The organism is Lentzea sp. NPDC005914, from assembly GCF_040629405.1.
Lineage (GTDB): Bacteria > Actinomycetota > Actinomycetes > Mycobacteriales > Pseudonocardiaceae > Lentzea.
On record NZ_JBEXVQ010000011.1, the window covers coordinates 192,295 to 213,400 of the forward strand.

A 21,106-nucleotide genomic window follows, 5' to 3' on the forward strand; every position below is an offset into this window, starting at 1 on the left:
ATGAGGAATCCGATGACGAGGCTGGTCGTTCCGCAGCTCGGCGAGGGAATCGTCGAGGTCCGCATCGTGCACCTGCTGAAGAAGCCGGGCGACCGGGTCGCCCGTGACGAGGTCGTCTACGAGATGGAGCACGACAAGGCGGCGGTGGAGATCGAGTCTCCCGCCGACGGCGTGCTGGCGGAGTGGCTGGTTCGTGAGGGTGACGTGGTGCCGATCGGTGCTGCCGTGGCGGTGATCTTGCCTGTTGATGCCGCTACGAAGGTCCGGGTGCCGCCGAAGACGCGGTTGTTCGCGCGTCGGCTCGGGGTGGCGGACGAGGACCTGTCGTCTGTGCCGGCTGCTGGGACCGTGCTGATGCCTGAGGATGTTCAGGCCTTTGTGGACGCTCAGGTTGATCCTTCTGTTGCGCAGTCTGCTCGGCAACAGTCTCTGAATGCGGCCATGCGGCGGGCTGGTGCCGAGGTCGTGCCTGCTGCCGTGGCGATTCCGTTGGACGCTGCTCTGGTCGACGCGGCTGTGGGGGACGGGTTCGGGACGCCGTTCCAGGCGTTCGCGCATCGGGTGGCTCAGGTTGCGGCTCTGCATCCGGCCGTGCGGTCGCGGCGGGTCGCTGACGACCGGGTTCTGGTGCATGACGTGGTGAACCTCGGTGTGGCGGTGTCCACTGAGGACGATGAGCTGACGGTTGCGGTGGTGCCCGGCGCTTCTTCGCTTTCGCCGGTGGAGTTCGCTGAGCGGCTCGGGGTGGCGGTCGAGGAGGCTCGGGCCGGGCGGTCGCAGGCGGACGGGTCGGTGTCGCTGATCCTGTCGCATCTCGGGGACGACTCGGCGACGTTCGCGGTTCCCGTTGTGGTGCCGCCCGCTGTTGCCACGTTGTTCCTCGGGGCGCGGGCCGGTGGGGTGCGGCAGATGGTGCTGGCGTTCGACCACTCGGTGTTCAACGGGCACGAGGCCGCGCGGTTCCTGGCTGCGGTGCGGGACAGCTTCGCGCCTGCCCAGGTCGAGGTTCCGGTTTCTTCTGGCACGGCGATGGAGCGGGTCGCTGCGATCGCTTCGTCGGTGTTCGGGCATGCGATTGATCCTGAGCGGCCGTTGGGTGAGCAGGGCATGGACTCCGCCGGTGCGATGCGGCTGGTGCGCGAGATCGGGGAGGCGTTCGGGACGAAGGTGCCGGTCACGGCGGTGTGGCGGTACCCGAGGCTGCGCGACCTGGTGGAGAGCCTGGGTGACGTTGCGCCGGTGGAGGTCGCGCCGGTGGTCGTTGCTGAGCCTGTGGTTGTTGAGCCTGCGGTTGCTTGGTCTGAGCCTGTCGTCGAGTCGAACGGCGAGATCGCCGTCATCGGCATGGCCTGCACGGTTCCTGGCGCTTCCGACCTCGACGAGTTCTGGTCGTTGCTGGAGCGCGGCGAGTGCCGGATCGGGGACGTGCCGCCTTCTCGTGCCGCCGATCTGGGCAGCGGGTTCAAGGCCGCGTTGCTGGACCGGATCGACCTGTTCGACGCGGAGTTCTTCGGGATCACGCCCCGGCAGGCGGCGTCGATGGACCCCCAGCAGCGGATGTTGCTGGAGCTCAGCCTGCACGCGTTGCAGCACGCCGGGATCGAGCCGAACTCGGTGGAGGGCAAGGACGTCGGCGTGTTCGTCGGCGCGTGCGGTTACGACTACCGGGAGCGGGTGCTCGGGGCGGGCGCGGCCGACGGGTACGCGACCACCGGCACGTTTCCGGCGTTCCTGGCGAACCGGGTTTCGCACTTCTACGACTTCACCGGCCCCAGCCTGACCGTGGACACGGCGTGCTCGGCGGCGCTGACGGCGGTGGCGACGGCGATGGCCTCGCTGCGCTCCGGGGACTGCGGCATGGCGCTGGTGGGTGCCGCGAACCTGTTGAGCAGCAGCTTCAACACCACGGCCTTCGGCCAGGCGGGCATGCTCTCGCCGCAGGGACAGAGCCGCGTGTTCGACGACGCGGCGGACGGCTTCGTGCGCGGCGAGGGCGCGGGCTGGGTGCTGCTCAAGCCGTTGAGCCAGGCCCGTGCCGACGGTGACCGAGTGCTGGCCGTGCTGCGCGGCGCGGCGGTGAACCACGGCGGCCGCGCGGCGAGCCTGACCTCGCCGAACCCGGCCGCGCAGACCCGGTTGATCCGGCGTGCGTTGAGCCAGGCCGGCCTCGACGCCGGCGCGCTGGGGTACGTCGAGGCGCACGGCACCGGCACGGCGCTGGGCGACCCGATCGAGATCGACGGCATCGCGGGCGCGCTGGACGGCGCGACCGGGGGCGGGCCGGACGGGAAGCTGTGGGTCGGCTCGGTCAAGTCGAACATCGGGCACCTCGAAGGCGCGGCGGGCATCGTCGGCCTGATCAAGGTGATCCTGTCGTTGCAGCACGGGGTCATCCCGCGCAGCGTCGGGTTTTCGAGGCTCAACAGCGACATCTCGACGGACGGGACGCCGATCGCGGTGGCTTCCGCGCCGGTGGCGTGGGCGGCTGAGGGTGCTGCGCGGGTGGCGGCGGTCAGCGCGTTCGGGTTCGGCGGCTCGAACGGGCACGTGATCGTGGAGGAGGCGCCGCGCGGGCTCGTCGGGCGGGCGGCGCTGGAGCCGCAGCGGTTCTCGCGGAGCTCGCACTGGCTGGCCAAGGGTGAGGCTGATTCCGGCGTGGCGGGGGTTGGGCCGGTGGCGGGTCAGGCGGCGGTTCCTGGTGTGTCGGGGGTCGGGTCGTTGGCTGGTGGCGCGGCGGTTGCTGGTGTGGCGAGTGTCGGGTCGCTCGCGGGTCAGGTGGCGGTTCCTGGCGTGGCAAGGGATGGGTCGGTGGCTGATCACGCAACGGTTCCTGGCGCGGTGCGATCCGAACCGTTGGCGGGTCACGCAGTGGTTCCCGGCGTGGCGGGAGTCGGATCGTTGGCCGATCACGCGGGGGTTCCTGGTGTGGCGGGCGTCGGGTCGCTGATTGGTGACGCGGCGGTTCCTGGTGTGGGGGTCGAGTCGCTGGGCGATCGCGCAACCGTTCCTGGTGCGGTGCGTTCCGATCCGCTGGCCGGTCACGCAATGGGTCCTGGTACGGCGCGGGGCGAGTCGCAGGCTGGTCACGCTGCGGCTCCTGGTGCGGTGCGATCCGAGGCGTTGGCCGAGCACGTTGTCGGCGGCCAGGCCACCGTGCCCGGTGCGGCACTGATCTACCCGCGCCTGGGCGAAGGGCCGGTGACGTTGCGCCGGGTTCGGTTCCAGCGGCCGGTTCCGGTGTCCGAAATGGACTCGTTGACGGTCCAGGATGGTGTCGTGCTCGCCAGTGGCGAGCCGTGTGCCCGTGCGGAACGTGCCGAGTTCGCGCCCCTTGAGGCTGTTGAGCTCGGCTCTGGTGGCGAGTCGGTTGATCTGTACGGACTTCTGGCTGCTCGTGGGATCGAGGTCGGGAACGTCTACCGCGTGGTCGGTGACCTAAAGCGGGCCGGTTCCGAGGCCACGGGTGTGGTGGGCGCTCCGGACGGCGATGCGCGCACCCGACGGATTGCCTGGCTGGACGCGGTGCTGCAGGCGTCGCACGCGGTGCTGGACACGTCGTCGACGCTGGTCGCCGCCGGGATCGACGAGCTGAGCTGGACCGGCGAGATCCCCGCTGGTGCGCGGGTGCGGGTGTGCCGGGTCGGCGACGGGGTGGTGGACATCGACGTGCCCGGGGTTCTGCGGGTGCGCGGGTTGCGGCTGATGGCGGCGTCGGACGTGCGGATGCTGGTGCCGCGGTGGGTCGCCGAGGCCGTGACGCCAGTAAATGCAAGCGGGGCCAAGGTTGTGGTGCACGACGACGTGACTTCTGGCGATGTGCATGTTGAGGACCCGCGGCTGGCCGTGGTGGTGGCCGCGGCACAGGACGTGCATCTGCGGGTGGGCGGCGCTGGGTGGACCGAGGACGACGTGCCCCGGCTGCGGGCGTGGCTGAACGCCGTGGTGGCGATCGGGCGGGCGTTGCGCGAGTCGCGGGCGACGGTTCGGCTTGTCACGTCAGGGCTTTACGAGCCGACGCCAGGTGCCGCGTTGCAAGGGGCGTTGGTGGGTGCGGTGCGCAGCCTGCCGCTGGAACTGCCTGGCGTCACCGTGTGCGCGGTCGATGTTGAGGGCACTGACTACACCGGTGTCGACACCGAGCCGTGTGGGGTGGGGGCACCGCTCATCGCGTTGCGCGGGCAGAGGTTCCGGCAGGTGTTCGCGGACGAGCCGGTGAAGGCCGCGCAGGCGTTCAGGTCGGGTGGCGTGTACGTGCTGTTCGGTGGTGCGGGCGGGATCGGGACGGAGATCGCGCGGCACCTGGCCAAGGTTTACAGCGCGCGGGTGTTGCTGGTGGGGCGGTCGGCCACCGCGCCGGAGCTGGTGCCGGGCGCGGTGTACCGGCAGGCTGACCTGACGCGGCCGGACGAGATCGCGGACGTGCTGGCCTTCTGCCGGAAGACGCTCGGCGAGCCTGACGGTGTCGTGCACACGGTCGGCTCGGTGAGTGCTTCGCTGCTCGCCGACCTCACTCCGTCCGGTGTGGACGCTGTGCTCGCCACCAAGGTTTCCGCTGCCATCGAACTTCGACGGCAGCTGAAGGACAAGCTGCTGGTCCTGTCGTCGTCGGTGGCCGGGCTGTTCGGCAGCGAGGGCGGGCTGAACTACGCCGCTGCCAACAGCTTCCTGGGGCACTACGCCGCGGCCGTCGGCGGGCCGGTGCACGTGCTGGACTGGGGGCTGTGGCGGGACACGGGCCTGGCTCGCAAGTACTCGTCGCACGTGTTGCGCAGCTATCCCGGGCTCGCCGACTTCCGGCCGGCCGACGGGATCGCGGCGCTGGAGGCCGCCATCTCGAACGGCCACGGGCACGCTGTCGTGCTGGCGGGCAAGCCAGATGCGTTGCAGCCACATGCTTCTCCCAACACAAGCGCTGCGAAGCGGCTCGACGAGTATGCGCGTGGTGCGCTGGCTGCTCGGATGCGTGAGCTCAGCCTGACCGACTTCTCGATGGACTTCGCCTCCGCCGCTGGGCTGCTCGGCGTGGTGCCCGCGCATCGCAGGCTGCTGGCCGCGGTGCTGGACGTGCTCGCGTCCGGCCCGAACGGATCGGCTGACCGGGCCGCGTTGCTCGCGGACCACCCGGACCTCGAGGGGCACGTCGAACTGCTGGATCGCGTGCTGGCCTCCTACGGGCCGATTCTGCGTGGGGACGTCGGCGCCGCCGATGTGCTCTTCCCCGGCGGCGATCTGTCCGGGGTGTCGGCGATCTACAGCGGCAACCAGCTGTTCGACCCGGTCAACGCGTCGGTCGCCGAGGCGGTGGCCGCGGAGGCCACGCGGATCTCGGCCACCAGACGTCCACGCATCCTGGAGATCGGTGCCGGGGTCGGCGGGACGACGCAGTTCGTGTTGGACGCGTTGGACGTCGAGGTCGACTACACGTACACGGATCTGTCACGGGCGTTCCTGCACCACGGGACGCGGCGGTTCGGCGACGCGGTCACGACCGCGCTGTTCAACGTCGAGCAGGACCCTGCTGCACAAGGGTTCGAGCCCGGGTCGTTCGACATCGTCGTCGGCAGCAACGTCGTGCACGCCACCCGGGACATCGCCACGACCGTCGCGAACGTGGCGAAGGTGCTGGTGCCGGGCGGCCGGATGGTGCTCGGCGAGATGGTCGTGCCGGCCACGGTCTACACGGTGATCTTCGGTGTCACCGACGGGTGGTGGCGCTACGTGGATCCGGAGAGCCGGATGCCGCACGGGCCGTTGCTCGATGTTGCTCGGTGGGATCGGTTGCTGTCCGAGGTCGACTGGCGACTGGAGTCGGCCACGCACACCGGTGATCCGGGCGCGACCGCGGTGCTGACGTGTGTGGCTCCTGGCGAGGAAGTGGTGTCTGTGCCGAAGGCGAACGACCTGGGCATCGCGGAGGGCCTGCGCGACATCGTGCGGAAGCTGATCGGCAATCCGGGTGCCGAGGTGCCGGGTGATGCGTCGTGGCAGGAGCTGGGCATCGACTCGTTGCTGAACAACGAACTCGTCGCCGAGGTGTCGTCGACGTTCGTGGAGATCTCGTCGGTGGCGCTGTTCGAGCACCGGACGCTGGATCTGCTGGCCAGGCACCTCGCTGACCGGGTTGAAGTGGCTGACGTTCCGGCGACCACCGGTGTGGCGGCGGACGAGGCTCCGATTGTCGTCGAACGTTCCGAGGCGCCGATCGCGATCGTCGGTGTGGCCGGGCGTTACCCCGGTGCCGCGAATCTCGACGAGTTCTGGAAGTTGTTGCGCGACGGCGTCTCCACGGTGCGCGAGGTGCCCGCGGACCGCTGGGACTGGCGCGTCGCCCGCACGGTCACCGGTGGCTATGCGCGCTGGGGCTGCTTCCTGGACGACTGGGACGGTTTCGACGCGGCGCTGTTCAAGATCCCGCCGCGCGACGCGGCCGTCATGGACCCGCAGGAGCGGCTGTTCCTGGAAGTCGCGTGGGAGGCGTTCGAGACCGCCGGCTACTCGCGGCGCGGCCTGACGTCGCGGCGGGTGGGGGTGTTCGCCGGTGTCACGGCCAACTCTCACGTGATCGCAGGACGTGATGCCCGCCTGAACGGCGCGGACAACGCCGAGTACGCGGTGACGGCGCTGGCGTCGGCCGCGAACCGGGTGTCGCACGCGTTCGACCTCAGCGGGCCGAGCATGACCGTCGACACGATGTGCTCATCGTCGCTGACCGCGCTGCACCTGGCCTGCAAGGCGTTGCGGGACGGCGACGCGGAGATGGCGCTGGTCGGTGGCGTGAACCTGTACCTGCACCCCGACCGGTTCGCTGGGCTGTGCGCGCTGGGCATGCCGTCGCGCGGCGACCGCACCAAGGCGTTCGGCGCGGGCGGGGACGGGTTCGTGCCCGGCGAGGGTGTCGGCGCGGTCGTGCTGAAGCGGCTCGACGACGCCGAGGCCGACGGTGACACGGTTCTCGCGGTGATCCGCGGTACCGGCGTCAACCACGGCGGCGGCACCGCCGGCTACACCGTGCCGAACCCGTTGGCGCAGGCCGAACTCATCAGCGCGACGCTGGCGAGCGCCGGGGTGGCGGCGGCCGAGATCGGCTACGTCGAGGCGCACGGCACCGGCACGGCTCTGGGCGACCCGATCGAGATGCGCGCGCTGGCGATCGCGCTCGGCGACGCCCGCGAGGTGCGCGTCGGGTCGGTGAAGTCCAACATCGGCCACGGTGAGGCGGCGGCCGGGATCGCCGGGCTCACCAAGGCGATTCTCCAGTTGCAGCACCGGGAACTGGTTCCCTCCCTGCACGCCGAGCCTCCCAACCCGAGGCTCGAACTGGAGGGGACCCCGTTGCGGGTCCAGCACAACCTCGAGCGGTGGGCCGCAGAGGGACTGCGCCGCGCCACCGTGAGCTCGTTCGGCGCGGGCGGGGCCAACGCGCACGTGGTGCTGGAGGAGTACCCGCAGGCTGTGTCGCCTTCGTCGGACGAGATCGTGAAGGTGACAATCACGGCACCTGACGCCATGAGGCTTGCCGAGACGGCGCGCCGTCTCGCGGACATCGCCCTCGAGGTCGCTCCGGCGGACATGGCGCACACACTGCACGTCGGCCGCGAGCCCTGGCCGCATCGCGCGACGATCACGGCCCGCGACCGCTCCGAACTGGCGGGGGCGCTGAACGCGCTGGCGAACGGCTCGCCCCATCCGTCCGTCGACCTGACCGGTGAGATCGTGCAGCCACGGCCCGCACGCCGGATTCCGCTGCCCACCACGCCTTTCGCCCGTGTCGAACGAGTTGCGCCCGCAGTGAGCGGGTTGCCGTTGGTCGGAGCCGTGTCGGCGCCTCAGACGCGGACCGCTTCGCTGACGCTCACGTCGAAGTCGCGGCTGCTGGCGGACCACGTCGTCGACGGCGAACCGCTGCTGCCCGGAGCGGTGCACCCCGAGTTGGTGTACGAGACGTTGCTCGCGGCCGGGCGGTCGCCGTACGAGGTGGCGCTGGACGCTCTGACCTGGCCCGCGCCAGCCGCCGGCAGCCCGTTGAACCTGCGAGTGACCGTGGAGGAGAAGGCTTTCGAAGTCGGCTCGGATGGCCGGGTGATCGCCGAGGGGTCGATCGTCGAGCGCAACACCGTTGTGCCGCAGCCTTATGACGTCCGGGAGCTAGCACGCCGGCTGTCCGGGGGCACGTCGGCGGAGTCGTTCTACGGGACGTTCGCCCAGGCCGGGTTCGGGTACGGACGGCTGTTCCGCACGGTGCTCGAAGCTCGGATGGACGGGACCGAACTGGTGGCCCGGTTCGCGTTGCCCGAGGGCGAGGATCCGGACGGGCGGCAGGTCTTCCACCCGGCGGTGCTCGACGCCGCCTGCCAGTCGGCCGCGTATCGACTGCTCACCGAAGACATCACCCGGCGGTATCGGCCGATCGCGATCGACCGGTTGATCGTGCATCAGCCGGTGTCGGGGGAGGGATTCCTGCACGTTCGGCAGGAGGACACGTCGACGTTCGACATCACGGTCGTCGGCACCGACGGGGCCGTTCAGGCCGAGGTGATCGGGTTCACGGTCCACAGTGGAACGAAGCCCGCGAACGACGGCATCGAGCCCGCCAGGATCGAGGAGATCAAGCCTCTTCCGGTGATCGACGACCCCGTCACGGCCTACCGCCTCGAATGGGTGCCGGTGCCTTCCCGCACCACTCCGAGCGGCCCGGTCGCGGTCCTGGGCGACGGCCCTGTCGCGCAGCACACGCCGCGGGGCACCACGGCCGGCGCCAAGGAGATCCTGGTCGACCTGACCTGGCTGGGCGACGGTTTCGGTGCCACGCCGGAGAACTCGACCGCCTGCCGGGACCTGCCGATCGAGATGGTCTTCGGCCTGCTGCGCGACCTCGTCCGCGACCGCGAGATCGACGGTGCGCGAGTCCACGTGCTGACGGCTGCGGACACCGAGCCCTCGCCGTTGCTGCACGCGGTGCACGGCCTGGTGCGCACGGTCGCCGGCGAGACCGCGCGATTCGGCATCCGGCTGGTCACCATCGACCGCGGCTGGCTCGTCGAGCCCAGCCACGTGGCCGGTGCGGTGATCGGCGACGAGGACTTCACCCCGGCGTCCTGGGTTCGGCTCGGCCACCGCAGGCGTGAGGTAGCGACCCTGGTGGCGCAACCGGAGCCGCGCGGCAAGCTGGAGCTGCGCAAGGACGGCAGCTACCTGCTGGTCGGCGGACTTGGCGGGTTCGGCAGGGAGATCGCGAAGAGCATCCTCGCCGCCGGAGCGCGTCCGGTGCTGGTCGGGCGGTCGGCACCGGGCACGGTGACGCTGGGCGACCTGCGGCCGTTGTACCGGCAGTGCGACGTGACCGATCTGGAGCAGGTCAGCAAGCTCGCCGAGGAACTGCCGGACGTCCGGGGCATCATCTACCTCGCCGGCGTGCTCAGGGACGGGTTCCTGCGCACCAAGACCGACGAGGCCGTGCGCGAGGTCTGTGACGCGAAGATCCTCGGTGCGACCAATGTGGACACTGCTTTCGCGCATCACAGGCTGGACTTCTTCGCATTCGCGTCGTCACTGGCCGCGCTGGCGGGCAACCAGGGCCAGTCGGACTACGCGTTCGCCAACGGGTTCCTGGACGGGTTCGCCGCGGTGCGCGCCGGGTGGGTGTCGCGCGGGCTGCGGGAAGGCCGGACGCTGTCGGTCGGCTGGCCGATCCTGTCGGGTCACGGCATGAGCCCGAGCCCGGAATCGTTGCGGTACCTGGAAGAGACGCTCGGCCTCACGCCGATGCCGATGGCCAGGGCGACCGACGAGCTGTGGCGTCTGCTGGGAGCCGACAACCGGTGCACGCACCTCGCGCTGGTGCACGGCGACCGGGACGTGTGGGAGTCGGCGCTCAAGGTCGAGCCCCTTCCCGCGCCCAGCGAGGACCGCGACCACGGGCTGGTGCAGTGGTTGCGCGAGAAGCTGAGCCGGGCGATCGGGGTCAGCATCGACCTGCTGGACCCGGACCGCGAGCTGCTGGCGTACGGGGTCGACTCCGTGGTGCTGATGCGGCTCAACCGGGCGCTGGAGTCGGACATCGGGCGACTGCCGATGACGACGCTCATGGACAGCCCGACCCTGGGCGTGCTCGCGGACCGGCTGCGGGCCGAGCACGCGGACCAGCTCGGCGGCATCACGACGCCGGCCGAACCCGAGCCGTACCAGAGCCCTGCGTCCGGGCTGACCGAGCGGTTGATGGGCATCTGGTTCGCCGACCAGACGGCCGCACCCGCGGCACCGTACTCGATCTCGATGGCGTGGCAACTGCGGTCCGATGTGGACAGGGCCGCGCTCGGACGTGCGGTGGACATGCTGGTGCGCCGGCACGCCGTGCTCGCGAGCACGGTCACGCCGAACGGGGGCGAGCTCGACTTCACGCCCGCTCCGAAGCCGCCCACGCTGCAGGCGCGGCACGTCGGCGAGCCGGTCGGGCCGTTGCTGCGGGCCGAGGCCGAGCGACGGTTCCGGCTGGGCGACGAGCCGCCGTTGAGGGCCATCCTGTGGCTGCCGGACGGGGAACCGCCGGTGCTCCAGGTCGTCACGCACCACCTGGTCGTCGACGGCAAGTCCGCCGAGCTCATCCGGGACGAGCTGGAGGCGCTGTACGAGGGCAGGGCTCTGCCCGAGCCGGTGCCGTTCTCGGTGGCGTTGCAGGAAGAGCACGCGGTCGCACCCGAGCGGCTGGTCACGAGCGAGTCGTTCTGGCGCGACAGGCTGGCCGAGACGCCGTCCGCGCCGTTGTTCGGTGGTGATCCAGCCGACGTGAACGGGTCGCACCGCGAGTACCGGCTACCGCTGGATCTGTCCATTGAGGACGCGACGCCGTTCGTGACGCTGCTGGCCGCGTTCTCGCTGGCGGTGGCGCGGACGACCGGGCACGACGAGTTCCTCGTGGCGGTACCGACGTACGGGCGGTCACGGGCCGAGTTCGACACGACGATCGGGTGTTTCGTGAACTCCGTGCCGTTGCGGGTGCGGGTCGAGCGGGATCTGCCGGTGCGGGAGTGGCTCGCCGGGCTGCACGACGAGGTGCGGGAGGCGCTCGCCAACGCCGAGCTGCCCTATCCGAAGATCGTCGGCCACTGCGCCCAGGCACCGAAGGTGACGCTCGCGTTCCAGAACTGGCAGCGCGGCGAGCGCGAGGCCGGGCTGCTCAGCACTCTGGTGCACCAGCGCGGGCAGCAGGGGCACTTCGACCTCGGGCTGGAGGTCACCGACACCGGTGACGGCGTCGAGATCCTGGCGAACCACCGCACGGCCGCGTTGTCCGGCGACGAGGTCGACAGGTTCGTCGACGACCTGCGGCGCATGGTGGTCGAGCTGAACCGGGGCGCGGACAAGGTCGGCGACCTGATGCGGACCGATGCCGGCACGCTGGTCGGCCGATTCCGCGAGGTTGTTGCCGCGACGCCGGACGCGATCGCGGTCGAGGACGCCACTCGCAAACTGACTTACGCCGAGCTGGACGCGTTGTCCCGCAAGGTGGCCACCGAGGTGGCTGCGGTTGCCGAGCCGGGCGAGCCGGTCGCTGTGCTGCTGGACCGCGACGCACGGCTGCCCGCGGTGCTGCTGGGCGTGCTCGCGGCCGGAACGCCGTACGTCCCACTGGACGCGGCCTACCCGCCGGAGCGCCTGGAGATGGTGCTGGCGGCGGCGGGCTGCCGGGTCGCCGTGGTGGCCGACACCTACCCCGGACTGCTGCCCGACAACCTGTACCTGGTGTCGGTGGAGGAGCTGGAACACGCGGCGGCGAAACAGGTCTCGGTGCTGCCCGCACCCGGTGACCTGGCGTACCTGATGTTCACCTCGGGCAGCACCGGGCGTCCCAAGGGCGTTGGCGTGACCCACGGCAACGTGGTGCACACGCTCGACGCGATCGCTTCGACGATCGGCTGGACGGCCAGTGATCGGCTGCTCGCGGTGACGACCGTGTGCTTCGACATCTCGGTGCTGGAGATCTTCCTGCCGCTGATCAGCGGCGGCACCGCGGTGATCGCGAACCGCGAGACCGTGATCGACGCGCGCAAGTTCGCCACGATGCTGGCGGACAAGGACATCAGCGTCCTGCAGGCGACGCCGGCCGGGTGGCAGCTGCTGCTCGACGGCGCGTGGCAGGGCAGGCCCGGCCTGGTCGCGTTGTGCGGTGGCGAGGCGTTGCCGGAGAACCTGGCCGCGGCGCTGACGTCCCGCACGAAGAAGCTCTGGAACGTCTACGGCCCGACCGAGGCGACGATCTGGTCGACCATCGCGGAGATCGACGGCCCGGTGCACCTCGGCGAGCCGATCGGTGCCACGGACCTCGTGGTGACGCCGGACGGTGAGCTGTGGATCGGCGGCCCCGCGGTCGCCGTCGGCTACTGGCGGCAGCCGGACCTGACCGCGCAACGGTTCTGCCCGCACCCGGCGTCTCCCGAGACCGGCGGCCGGTACTTCCGCACGGGTGACCTGGTGCGGCGCGACGACGAGGGCCGGCTGGTGTTCGTCGGCCGGGCCGACAACCAGGTCAAGGTGCGCGGTCACCGGGTCGAGCTGGGCGAGATCGAGACCGTGCTGGACGCGCATCCCCTGGTGATCCGCACGATCGTGGTGCTGACCGGCGAGGGAGCCGATGCCCGGCTCGTCGCCGTGGTCGTGCCTCGTCCGGGCGCCGCCGTGGACCTGGAAGCGTTGCGGAGACTGGGAGAGCAGCGGTTGCCCTCGTGGATGCTGCCGGACCGCGTGCTCGTGGTCGAGGGCTTCCCGCTCACCCCGAACGGCAAGGTGGACCGCAAGGCGGTCGCCGCGCTCGTGACCGGTGCGCCACCACCACGGGAAGCGCCGAGTGCGGACGGTGTCGGTGGCAGCGTCGACGTCGCGGCCACGGTGGCCAAGGCGTGGGCGTCGGTGCTCGGTGGCGAGGAACCGCCGCGGGACAGGAAGTTCTTCGACCTGGGCGGCAACTCGTTGCTGCTGGGCCGGTTGTTCGCGCGGCTGGCCCCGCTGTTCCCGGCCGCCTCGCTGGAGGTCGCCGACCTCTTCGCCCGGCCGACGATCAACGACCAGGCCGAGCTGATCAACCAGCGCACAGGGGGAACGCCACCCGTGACTTCGACCCCGCCGGCTCCCCGCTCGCGTCGCGAACTGCGCCGCGCCCTTCGACTCGGAGACGCAGGATGAGCACCGACCATGACCTGAACGCCGTGGCCGTCGTCGGCCTGGCCTGCCGGTTCGGACCGGCGGACTCCGCCGACGCGCTCTGGGAGATGCTGTCTCAGGGCGGTACCGGCGTCCGGCGCTACTCCGACGACGAACTGATCGCGCTCGGACACCGGCCGGAAACGTTGCAGCGTCCCGGTTTCGTGCCCGTCGGCAGCGTTCTGGCCGACGCCGACGCGTTCGACGCCGAGGTGTTCGGCTACAGCCCGCAGCACGCGGAATGGCTGGAGCCGCAGCAACGCCTGCTGCTGGAGACCTCGTGGCACGCCTTGGAGGACGCGGGGATCGCGCCGCGCGGGAGTTCGTTGCGCACCGGCGTGTGGATGTCGGTCGGTCAGCCGACCACGCCACCGTTGGAGATCACCGACCTCGACGCGGCGGGGATGATCCGGTTCTCCTCCTCGGACAAGGACTTCGCGGCCACGCGGATCTCCTACCAGCTCGGACTGACCGGGCCGAGCATGACCGTGCAGACGGCGTGCTCCAGTTCGCTCGTCGGCGTGCACCTCGCGACCGAGTCGTTGCTGAACGAGGAGTGCGACGCTGCTGTCGTCGGCGGTGCGTCGCTGCACTTCCCTCAGGCCGGCTACGTGGCGTCGCGCGACATGATCCTCTCGCCTTCCGGGTCGTGCCGCCCGTTCGACGACGCCGCCGACGGGACTGTGTTCGGCAACGGTGTCGGTGTGGTCGTGCTGCGCCGGCTCGCTGATGCACTCGCTGACGGCGACCCGATTCGCGCGGTGATCCGCGGCAGTGCCGTCAACAACGACGGCGGACGCAAGATGGACTACCACGCGCCGTCGCCGGAAGGTCAGGAAGCGGTGATCCGCGAGGCCCTGGTGCTGGGCGGGATCGACCCGGCCTCGGTCGGGTACGTCGAGGCGCACGGCACCGGCACGCATCTCGGGGATCCGATCGAGTACGCCGCGCTGGGTCGTGTCTACCCGCGCGGGCACGTGGGGTCGGTGAAGAACGTCGTCGGGCACACCAACACCGCTGCTGGGGTTGCCGGGCTGATCAAGGCCGTTCTGCTGTTGGAGCACGGGTTCGTGCCCGCGCAGCAGGGGTTCGAGTCGCCGAACTCGCGGTTGTCCTCGGCTGGCTTGAGCGTTGGTGTCGGCAGTGAGTCGTGGCCTGTCGCGGACGGGCCGCGGCGGGCTGCTGTGAGCTCGTTCGGGATCGGTGGCACCAACGCTCACGTCGTGCTGGAGCAGGCGCCTGATCTTGAGGTTTCCGCTGGTAGAGGGCCTCAGATCGTGGCGTTGTCGGCTCGTACGGACGACGCGTTGGAGTCGCTGGCCGCTCGGGTGGCGTCCGCGTTGGAAGGCTCGGATGTCGCGTTGGCGGATGTCGCTGCGACGTTGGCTGTTGGGAGGGTGCACGAGCGTTCTCGGCTTGCCGTGGTGGCTTCGGATGTTCCTGGGCTGGTTGCGGCTTTGCGCTCGGGTGACGTTGTTCGCGGGACTGTCGCGCCCGTGCGGCGCGGCGAGACGCGGACTGTGGCGCCTGCTTCCGACGATCTCGACGTCACCGCGCGGGCCTGGGTTTCTGGCGCCTGTGAGCTTCCAGTGGTGTCTGGTCGTCGGGTGCGGTTGCCTGGATATCCGTTCGCTCGGCGACGGTGGCCGCGGTCCGGTCAGTCCACTGTGGAGTTTCTTCCTGGTGACCTGGTCGTGGCTGACCACGTGGTCGCCGGGGATCCAGTGCTGCCCGCTGCCGCGCAGATCGACCTGGCGTTGCAGGCGGCTGGTTCTGCCGTGACAGCGCTGACCGATGTGACGTTCCACCAGCCGGTTCGGGTGACCGAACGGACGCAGCTTTCCGTTGTGGTCGATGGCGGACGGGTGCGGATCTCGTCCGATGTCCTGCACTTCGAGGCCACGGTGGCGGCTGCCGGGGATGTTCCGGTGGAGGACGCGCCTCGGGTCGCGGAGGGCGTGTCGCCGGCTTCGTTGTACCGGCTGTTCGCGGAGAACGGGGTCGAGTACGGACCGTCGTTCCAAGTGATCGAGGAGCTGACTCGCGGACTTGAAGGTGCGGTGGCTCAGATCTCGGGGGCGCTCGGGCCTGGGCACCGGGTCTCGCCGTATGTGCTGGACGGGGTGTTGCAGACCGTCATCGGGTGCCTGTCCGGGGAGGACTTCGGCGGGGAGACGTTCATCCCGTTCGCGGTTGGCCGGGTCGAGGTGTTCGGGGAGCTGCCGTCGCGGATCCGGGTGCAGGTGCGGCCGGTGGCGCTCGCGGGTGGGGGCAAGCGGATCCGGAAGTTCACGCTGACGGCCACCGATGCCGATGGCGCGGTGGTGTTGCGGCTGACCGACCTGGCGTTGCGTCCGATCGCTGGTGGCGTGGCGCGGCCGAGCGATGCTGTGCAGCTGTACTCGCAGGCACTCGTGACTCAACCGCAGGCCGCTGAGTCCGTCGTTCTCCTGGACGGCACCGACTCGCAGGCAGACGAGCTAGCCGAGGTCTTCGGCACCGTTCATCGTGAACTGCCCGAGGTCGCGCCGTTGATCGTGTGGCCGCAGCCGTACGGCACGCCGGAGCAGCAGGCCACAGCCGCCGTCGCGTTCCTCAAGCCGTTGCTGAAGCAGCTGTCTCGCACTGGAGCGCGGATCGTCGTGCCGTACGCGCAGGGAAGCCTGGCGGGGCCGGGCATCGCGGCGATGGGACGCACCCTCAAGGCGGAGAATCCTCGCTTCGAACTCCTCGCGGTCGAGCACACCGGGCACCTCGGCAGGGATGTCGCCGAGGGATGCCGGATGACAGTGCTGCGGCCGTTGCAGATCACGCCGCAGGGCAAGGCGTTCGTGCGCGGCGGCAGGTACTGGATCAACGGCATGGGCGCCGTCGCCGAGCGTCTCGCTGCCCACCTGCTGAGCACCTACCAGGCACATGTCGTGCTGACCGGGCGTTCTGCCGCGTCGGACCGGATCGACGCGCTGGCCGGGCTCGGTGGCACCGTCGAGTACCACCAGGTCGACTGCACCGACCTGCGTGCGGTGCGGGAGTTCGTCGCCGCGACCGAGCCGGTGCGGGGCGTGCTGCACTGCGCGGGCGTGCTGCGGGACTCGTTCCTGCTGCGCAAGGACCCTGCGACGGTCGCCGAGGTCGTGGCGCCGAAGCTGACCGGTGCGCTGGTGCTCGACGAGGCGACCGCGCAGTGGCAGCTGGACCACTTCGTCGTGTTCTCGTCGGTGTCCGGGGTGCTGGGCAGCCCTGGGCAGGCTGACTACGCCTTCGCCAACGCGGCGGCGGACGAGTTCGCTCGGCAGCGCACGCGCTCCGGCCGCACGTTGTCGATCGCGTGGCCGTACTGGGCCGATGGCGGGATGGGTGGCGAGGTCGAGGACGTGCTGGGCACGTTCGGGATGACGCCCCTGTCCACTGTGGATGGAATTGCGGTGCTGGAGAAGTTGCTCGCCTCGGACGGGCCGGTCGATCCGGTGGTGTTGTGCGGGGATCGGGACCGGATGGCCGAAGCGTTTCCGGTGTTCGCGGAGCCCGTTGCCGAACAGCCGCGGCCGGTGGACCAGGAGCGGTCGGTGGGCGGTGGGCGCGCGGGACTGGAGTCCAGGCTCGCAGCCGTCGTGGCCGAGGCGACCAAGTTCCCCGTCGCCGAGGTGCGGGCGGATCGGTACTTCGACGACCTGGGCATCGACTCGTTGCTGGTGGTCAGGATCGTCGAGCTGCTGGAGGCCGATTTCGGGCCGCTGAGCAAGACGCTGCTGTTCGAGTGCCAGACGGTGGCCGAGCTCACGGACTACTTCCTCGCCGAACACCCGGACCGATGTGCGGAGCTGACAGGTCTGACAGCCGAGGCACCCGTGGTTCAGGAAGTGGTCGTCGAGAAGGTCCAGCCGGCCGGTGAGATCGACCCTCGGGCCATCGCGATCATCGGTGTCGCGGGCCGGTACCCCGAGGGCGAGGAGCCTGACGAGTTCTGGCAGATGCTGCTGGACGGCAAGGACTGCGTCACGGAGGTCCCGCGCGACCGGTGGGACGCCGAGGCGATGTACGACCCCGACCGCACGCGCGTGGACCGCACGTTCACCAAGTGGGGCTCGTTCCTCGACGGCGTGCAGGACTTCGACGCGCCGCTGTTCAACATCTCGCCGCGCGAGGCCAGCACGATCGACCCGCAGGCCCGGCTGTTCCTGGAGAGCTGCTGGTCCGTGATGGAGGACGCGGGCTATCGCCCCGATGAGGTCGTGACGTCGGCGGATCCCTTGTACAAGAGGGATGTCGGCGTGTTCGTCGGCGCGATGTACGGCGAGTACCAGCTGCACGAGGCCGAGGAACGCCTGCGCGGCAACCCGATCCTCGCCAACAGCGCGTACTGGTCGATCGCGAACCGGGTGTCGTACTTCTTCAACTTCCAGGGGCCGAGTGTCGCCGTCGACACCGCCTGCTCCTCCGCGCTGACCGCGATCCACCTGGCCTGCGAGTCGTTGCGGGCGGGCAGCTGCAAGGTCGCGATCGCCGGTGGTGTGAACGTGCTCATCCACCCCAACAAGTACTTCATGCTCGGCCAGGGCCGGTTCGCGGCCAGTGACGGACGGTGCCGCAGCTTCGGCGCGGGCGGCGACGGGTACGTGCCCGGCGAGGGCGTCGGGTCCGTGCTGCTCAAGCCGCTCGCGCAGGCGATCGCCGACGGTGACCACATCCACGGCGTCATCCGCGGCACGTCGGCCAACCACGGTGGCCGCACGAACGGCTACACCGTGCCGAACCCGCGCGCGCAGGCCGACCTGATCACCAAGGCGTTGCGGGACGGCGGGCTCGACGCGTCGGCCATCGACTACATCGAGGCACACGGCACCGGAACATCGCTCGGCGACCCGATCGAGATGCGCGGGCTCACCACGGCGTTCGCCCGCGACGGCGTCAAGGACGGAAAGGTGCCGGTCGGTTCGGTGAAGTCGAACCTCGGGCACCTGGAGTCCGCGGCAGGGGCGGTAGCGCTGCACAAGGTGTTGCTGCAGCTCAAGCACCGCACGCTCGTGCCGTCGATCCACGCGACGCCGCCGAACCCCGAGATCGACTTCGGGCCTTTCGCGGTGCAGCAAGCGGTTGCGCCGTGGGTGCCCCAGGACGGCCAGCCGTTGCGGGCGGGCATCAGCTCGTTCGGTGCGGGCGGGGCCAACGCGCACATCGTCGTGGAAGAGGCTCCCGAACGCCCGAAGCGCACCGGTCACAGCCCGGTGACCGTGTTCCTGTCCGCGCGGACCGACACCGCACTGGCCGCGTACGCGAAGGCGTTGCGGGACCACGTGGTGAGCACGTCACCGGATCTCGCGGACATCGCGTACACCTTCGCAGTCGGCCGGGTGGATCTGCCGCAACGGTGCGCGATTCCGGCTCGGGATCTCGCGGAACTCGTTGCTGGACTGGAGAGGGTGGCCAACGGCCAGCTGCCTGAGGCGTGGGTTCCGGAAGGACCGGTCGACCGGGTGGCTCTCTGCGGGGCACCGGACGGCAGGCGGATCCCGTTGCCGCACTATCCGTTCGAGCGCGTGCGGTGCTGGTACGACCTGCAGATCCGGCACCTCGAAGAGGACCTGGACCCGGTCGAGCGCGGCGACCTGCGCGACTTCGGCCTGCCCGTCGAGGCCGAGGAACCTGTCGTGCCGGTCGCGCGGGCGCCGTTCGAGCAGGCCGTACTGGCCGCCTCGGGGATGTTGGTGTGCCCCAGCTTGTCCTTCGAACCTCTCGCGGCGCTGCCGTACGCCCGCGATCTGTACATCAACCGTCCTGAGGGGGAGTTCATGCCGAGGAGCAGCAAGATCACGCTCCGGGTGCTCGAGAAGCCCGTGCGACCGGCGGCGCCGATCACCGCGGTGAGCACGGGGCCGGTCGACGCCGCGCTGACCGAAATGTTGTCGTCCGTGCTGTACCTGGGGCCGGGTGAGCTGAACCCGCAGCGGTCGTTCCAGGACCTCGGGGTGGACTCGATCCTCGGTGTCGAGTTCGTCGGTGCCGTCAACGCCCGCTTCGGCCTGGGGGTCAAGGCGACGGCGTTGTACGACCACCCGACGCCGGCCTCGTTCGCCGGATACGTGTCGAGCCTCGCCGGTGGATCGCCGGCACCGGCGCCTGCTCCTGTGGCGGTTGTTTCCGACCGCACCGGCGAGATCACGACGACCCTGCGCGCCCAGCTCGCCGAGGTGCTCTACAGCACCGAGGACGAGGTCGACGTGGCGCGGACGTTCAACGAACTGGGCGTGGACTCGATCCTCGGAGTCGAGCTGATCGCGTTCGTCAACCGCACCTACGGCCTCGACGTCAAGGCAGGCGCGCTCTACGACCACCCGACCGTCACGACGTTCGCCGCCCACGTCGCCGGCCTGCTCGGTGGGACACCGGCCGCCGCACCGTCCGATGTGGACTCGGTGCTGGCCGCCGTGCGGGACAACAAGCTGTCCGTCGACCAGGCGCTCGCCCTGCTGAAGGAGACCCGATGACCGAGCAGGAGATCTTCGCCGTCCTCCGCCGCCACCTGCTGGACGTGCTGCCGGACCTCGACGAGGGCCGCATCCGGCTCGACCGCAGCATGAAGGACCTGGGCGCCAACTCCATCGACCGCATGGACGTGGTCATCGGCGTGCAGGACGAGCTCGGCGTGACCGTCCCCGCCGCCGCGATGAAGGACGTGCACGACCTGCGCTCGCTGGTCGTCGCATTACAGGCCCACTCATGACCGTCGTGATCACCTCGGCAGCGGTGCTGTGCCCGATCGCGGAGGACCTGGACGGCTTCCGGACCGCGCTGTTCGAAGGGCGCAGCGCGGTCGAGGACGCGGACGGCGCGCGGCTGGCGTTCGACCTCGGTGACTGGGCGTCGCGCCACCTCGACGAGGTCACGGCGCGGCGGCTGAAGCAGGTCGCTCACCGGGCCGCTCTCCCGGCGCAGACCGCCGCGTGCGTTGCGCTGAAAGCCGCGCGGGGGCTGGGAGAACGGGCCGGGCTGATCGTCGCGGGCGGGCAGCCGCTCGGGCATCAGGCGGACACCGTGCTGCGGCACCGCGACAAACCAGGTGCGTTGCGAGCGTCCTACGCGTTGACCCACCTCGACGTGGACGTGGTCGGGGTGGTCAGCGAGCTGACCGGGATCCGGGGTGAGGGCTGGGCACTCGGCGGCGGGTCGGCCAGCGGCACCCTGGCGGTCGTCCAGGCCGCGCGGATGATCACCGCGGGCTGGCTCGACCAGGTGCTCGTCGTGGCGCCGGTGGCGGAGTTGTCGGCGGCCGAGTTCGAGGCGTTCCGTCGCACCGGCGCGATGGTGAGCCCCGGTCAGACGTGCCGTCCGTTCGACGTGGAGCGGTCGGGGTTCGTTTACGGGCAGGCGGCGGCCGCGGTGCTGCTGGAACGGGAGAGCGTCGCGCGGACGCCGCTGGCCGAGATCGCGGGTCACGGCCACTGCCTGGACGCGCGGCGTGGCACCGAGCCGGACAGCGAGGGCCAGGTCAGGGCGATGCGCGCCGCGCTCGGATCGCTCGACCCGGCAGAGGTCGACTACGTGAACGCGCACGGCACCGGCTCGGTGCTGGGCGACGAGACCGAAGCTCGGTCCATCAGCAGGGTGTTCGGCTCCGGCGACGAGCCCGGCACGCGGCCGGCGAGCGGCACATCCGACTCCAGACCCCTGGTCAACTCGACGAAACCGCTGGTGGGTCACTGCCTTTCGGCCGCGGGGCTCGTCGAGCTGGTGGCCACCGTCGTCCAGCTCGGCGCGAACACCGTCCACCCCAACGTCACCCTCGGCACGCCGATCGACGGCATCCGCCTCGCCGGTCGCACCGCCGAGCCGCACCCCATCCGCACCGCCCTGTCCAACAGCTTCGCCTTCGGGGGAATCAACGCTTCGGTCCTCGTCCGGGCCGCCTGAGATC

At 70.5% G+C, this 21,106-nt stretch carries 4 protein-coding genes; all 4 read left to right on the forward strand.

From position 1 onward, the window contains the following. Positions 1-12: 12 nt before the first annotated feature. Genes ABZ345_RS18415 through ABZ345_RS18430 form a run of 4 tightly spaced genes read left to right on the forward strand, consistent with a single transcriptional unit; the run spans position 13 to position 21,102 of the window. A complete protein-coding gene (locus ABZ345_RS18415) occupies positions 13-13,176 on the forward strand; it encodes an amino acid adenylation domain-containing protein (protein WP_359849593.1) in 13,164 nt (4,387 codons plus the stop codon). Beyond that, the gene (locus tag ABZ345_RS18420) at positions 13,173-19,679 is read left to right on the forward strand and encodes a beta-ketoacyl synthase N-terminal-like domain-containing protein (protein WP_359849595.1); all 6,507 of its coding nucleotides are present in this window, start codon (positions 13,173-13,175) and stop codon (positions 19,677-19,679) included. The genes ABZ345_RS18415 and ABZ345_RS18420 overlap by 4 nt, the downstream gene beginning before the upstream one ends. Then, the gene (locus ABZ345_RS18425; protein ID WP_359849598.1) at positions 19,676-19,915 is read left to right on the forward strand and encodes a phosphopantetheine-binding protein; all 240 of its coding nucleotides are present in this window, start codon (positions 19,676-19,678) and stop codon (positions 19,913-19,915) included. Before ABZ345_RS18420 ends, ABZ345_RS18425 begins: the two co-directional genes overlap by 4 nt. Next, positions 19,912-21,102 carry a beta-ketoacyl synthase N-terminal-like domain-containing protein gene (locus ABZ345_RS18430; RefSeq protein ID WP_359849601.1) on the forward strand — a complete coding sequence of 397 codons (1,191 nt, stop codon included), beginning with the start codon at positions 19,912-19,914 and terminating at the stop codon, positions 21,100-21,102. The genes ABZ345_RS18425 and ABZ345_RS18430 overlap by 4 nt, the downstream gene beginning before the upstream one ends. Positions 21,103-21,106 lie beyond the last annotated feature (4 nt).

Excerpts from the sequence above, each read along its gene's own strand:
- ABZ345_RS18415 (WP_359849593.1), top strand. The coding sequence starts at position 13 with ATGACGAGGCTGGTCGTTCCGCAGCTCGGCGAGGGAATCGTCGAGGTC.
- ABZ345_RS18420 (WP_359849595.1), top strand. The coding sequence starts at position 13,173 with ATGAGCACCGACCATGACCTGAACGCCGTGGCCGTCGTCGGCCTGGCC.
- ABZ345_RS18425 (WP_359849598.1), top strand. The coding sequence starts at position 19,676 with ATGACCGAGCAGGAGATCTTCGCCGTCCTCCGCCGCCACCTGCTGGAC.
- ABZ345_RS18430 (WP_359849601.1), top strand. The coding sequence starts at position 19,912 with ATGACCGTCGTGATCACCTCGGCAGCGGTGCTGTGCCCGATCGCGGAG.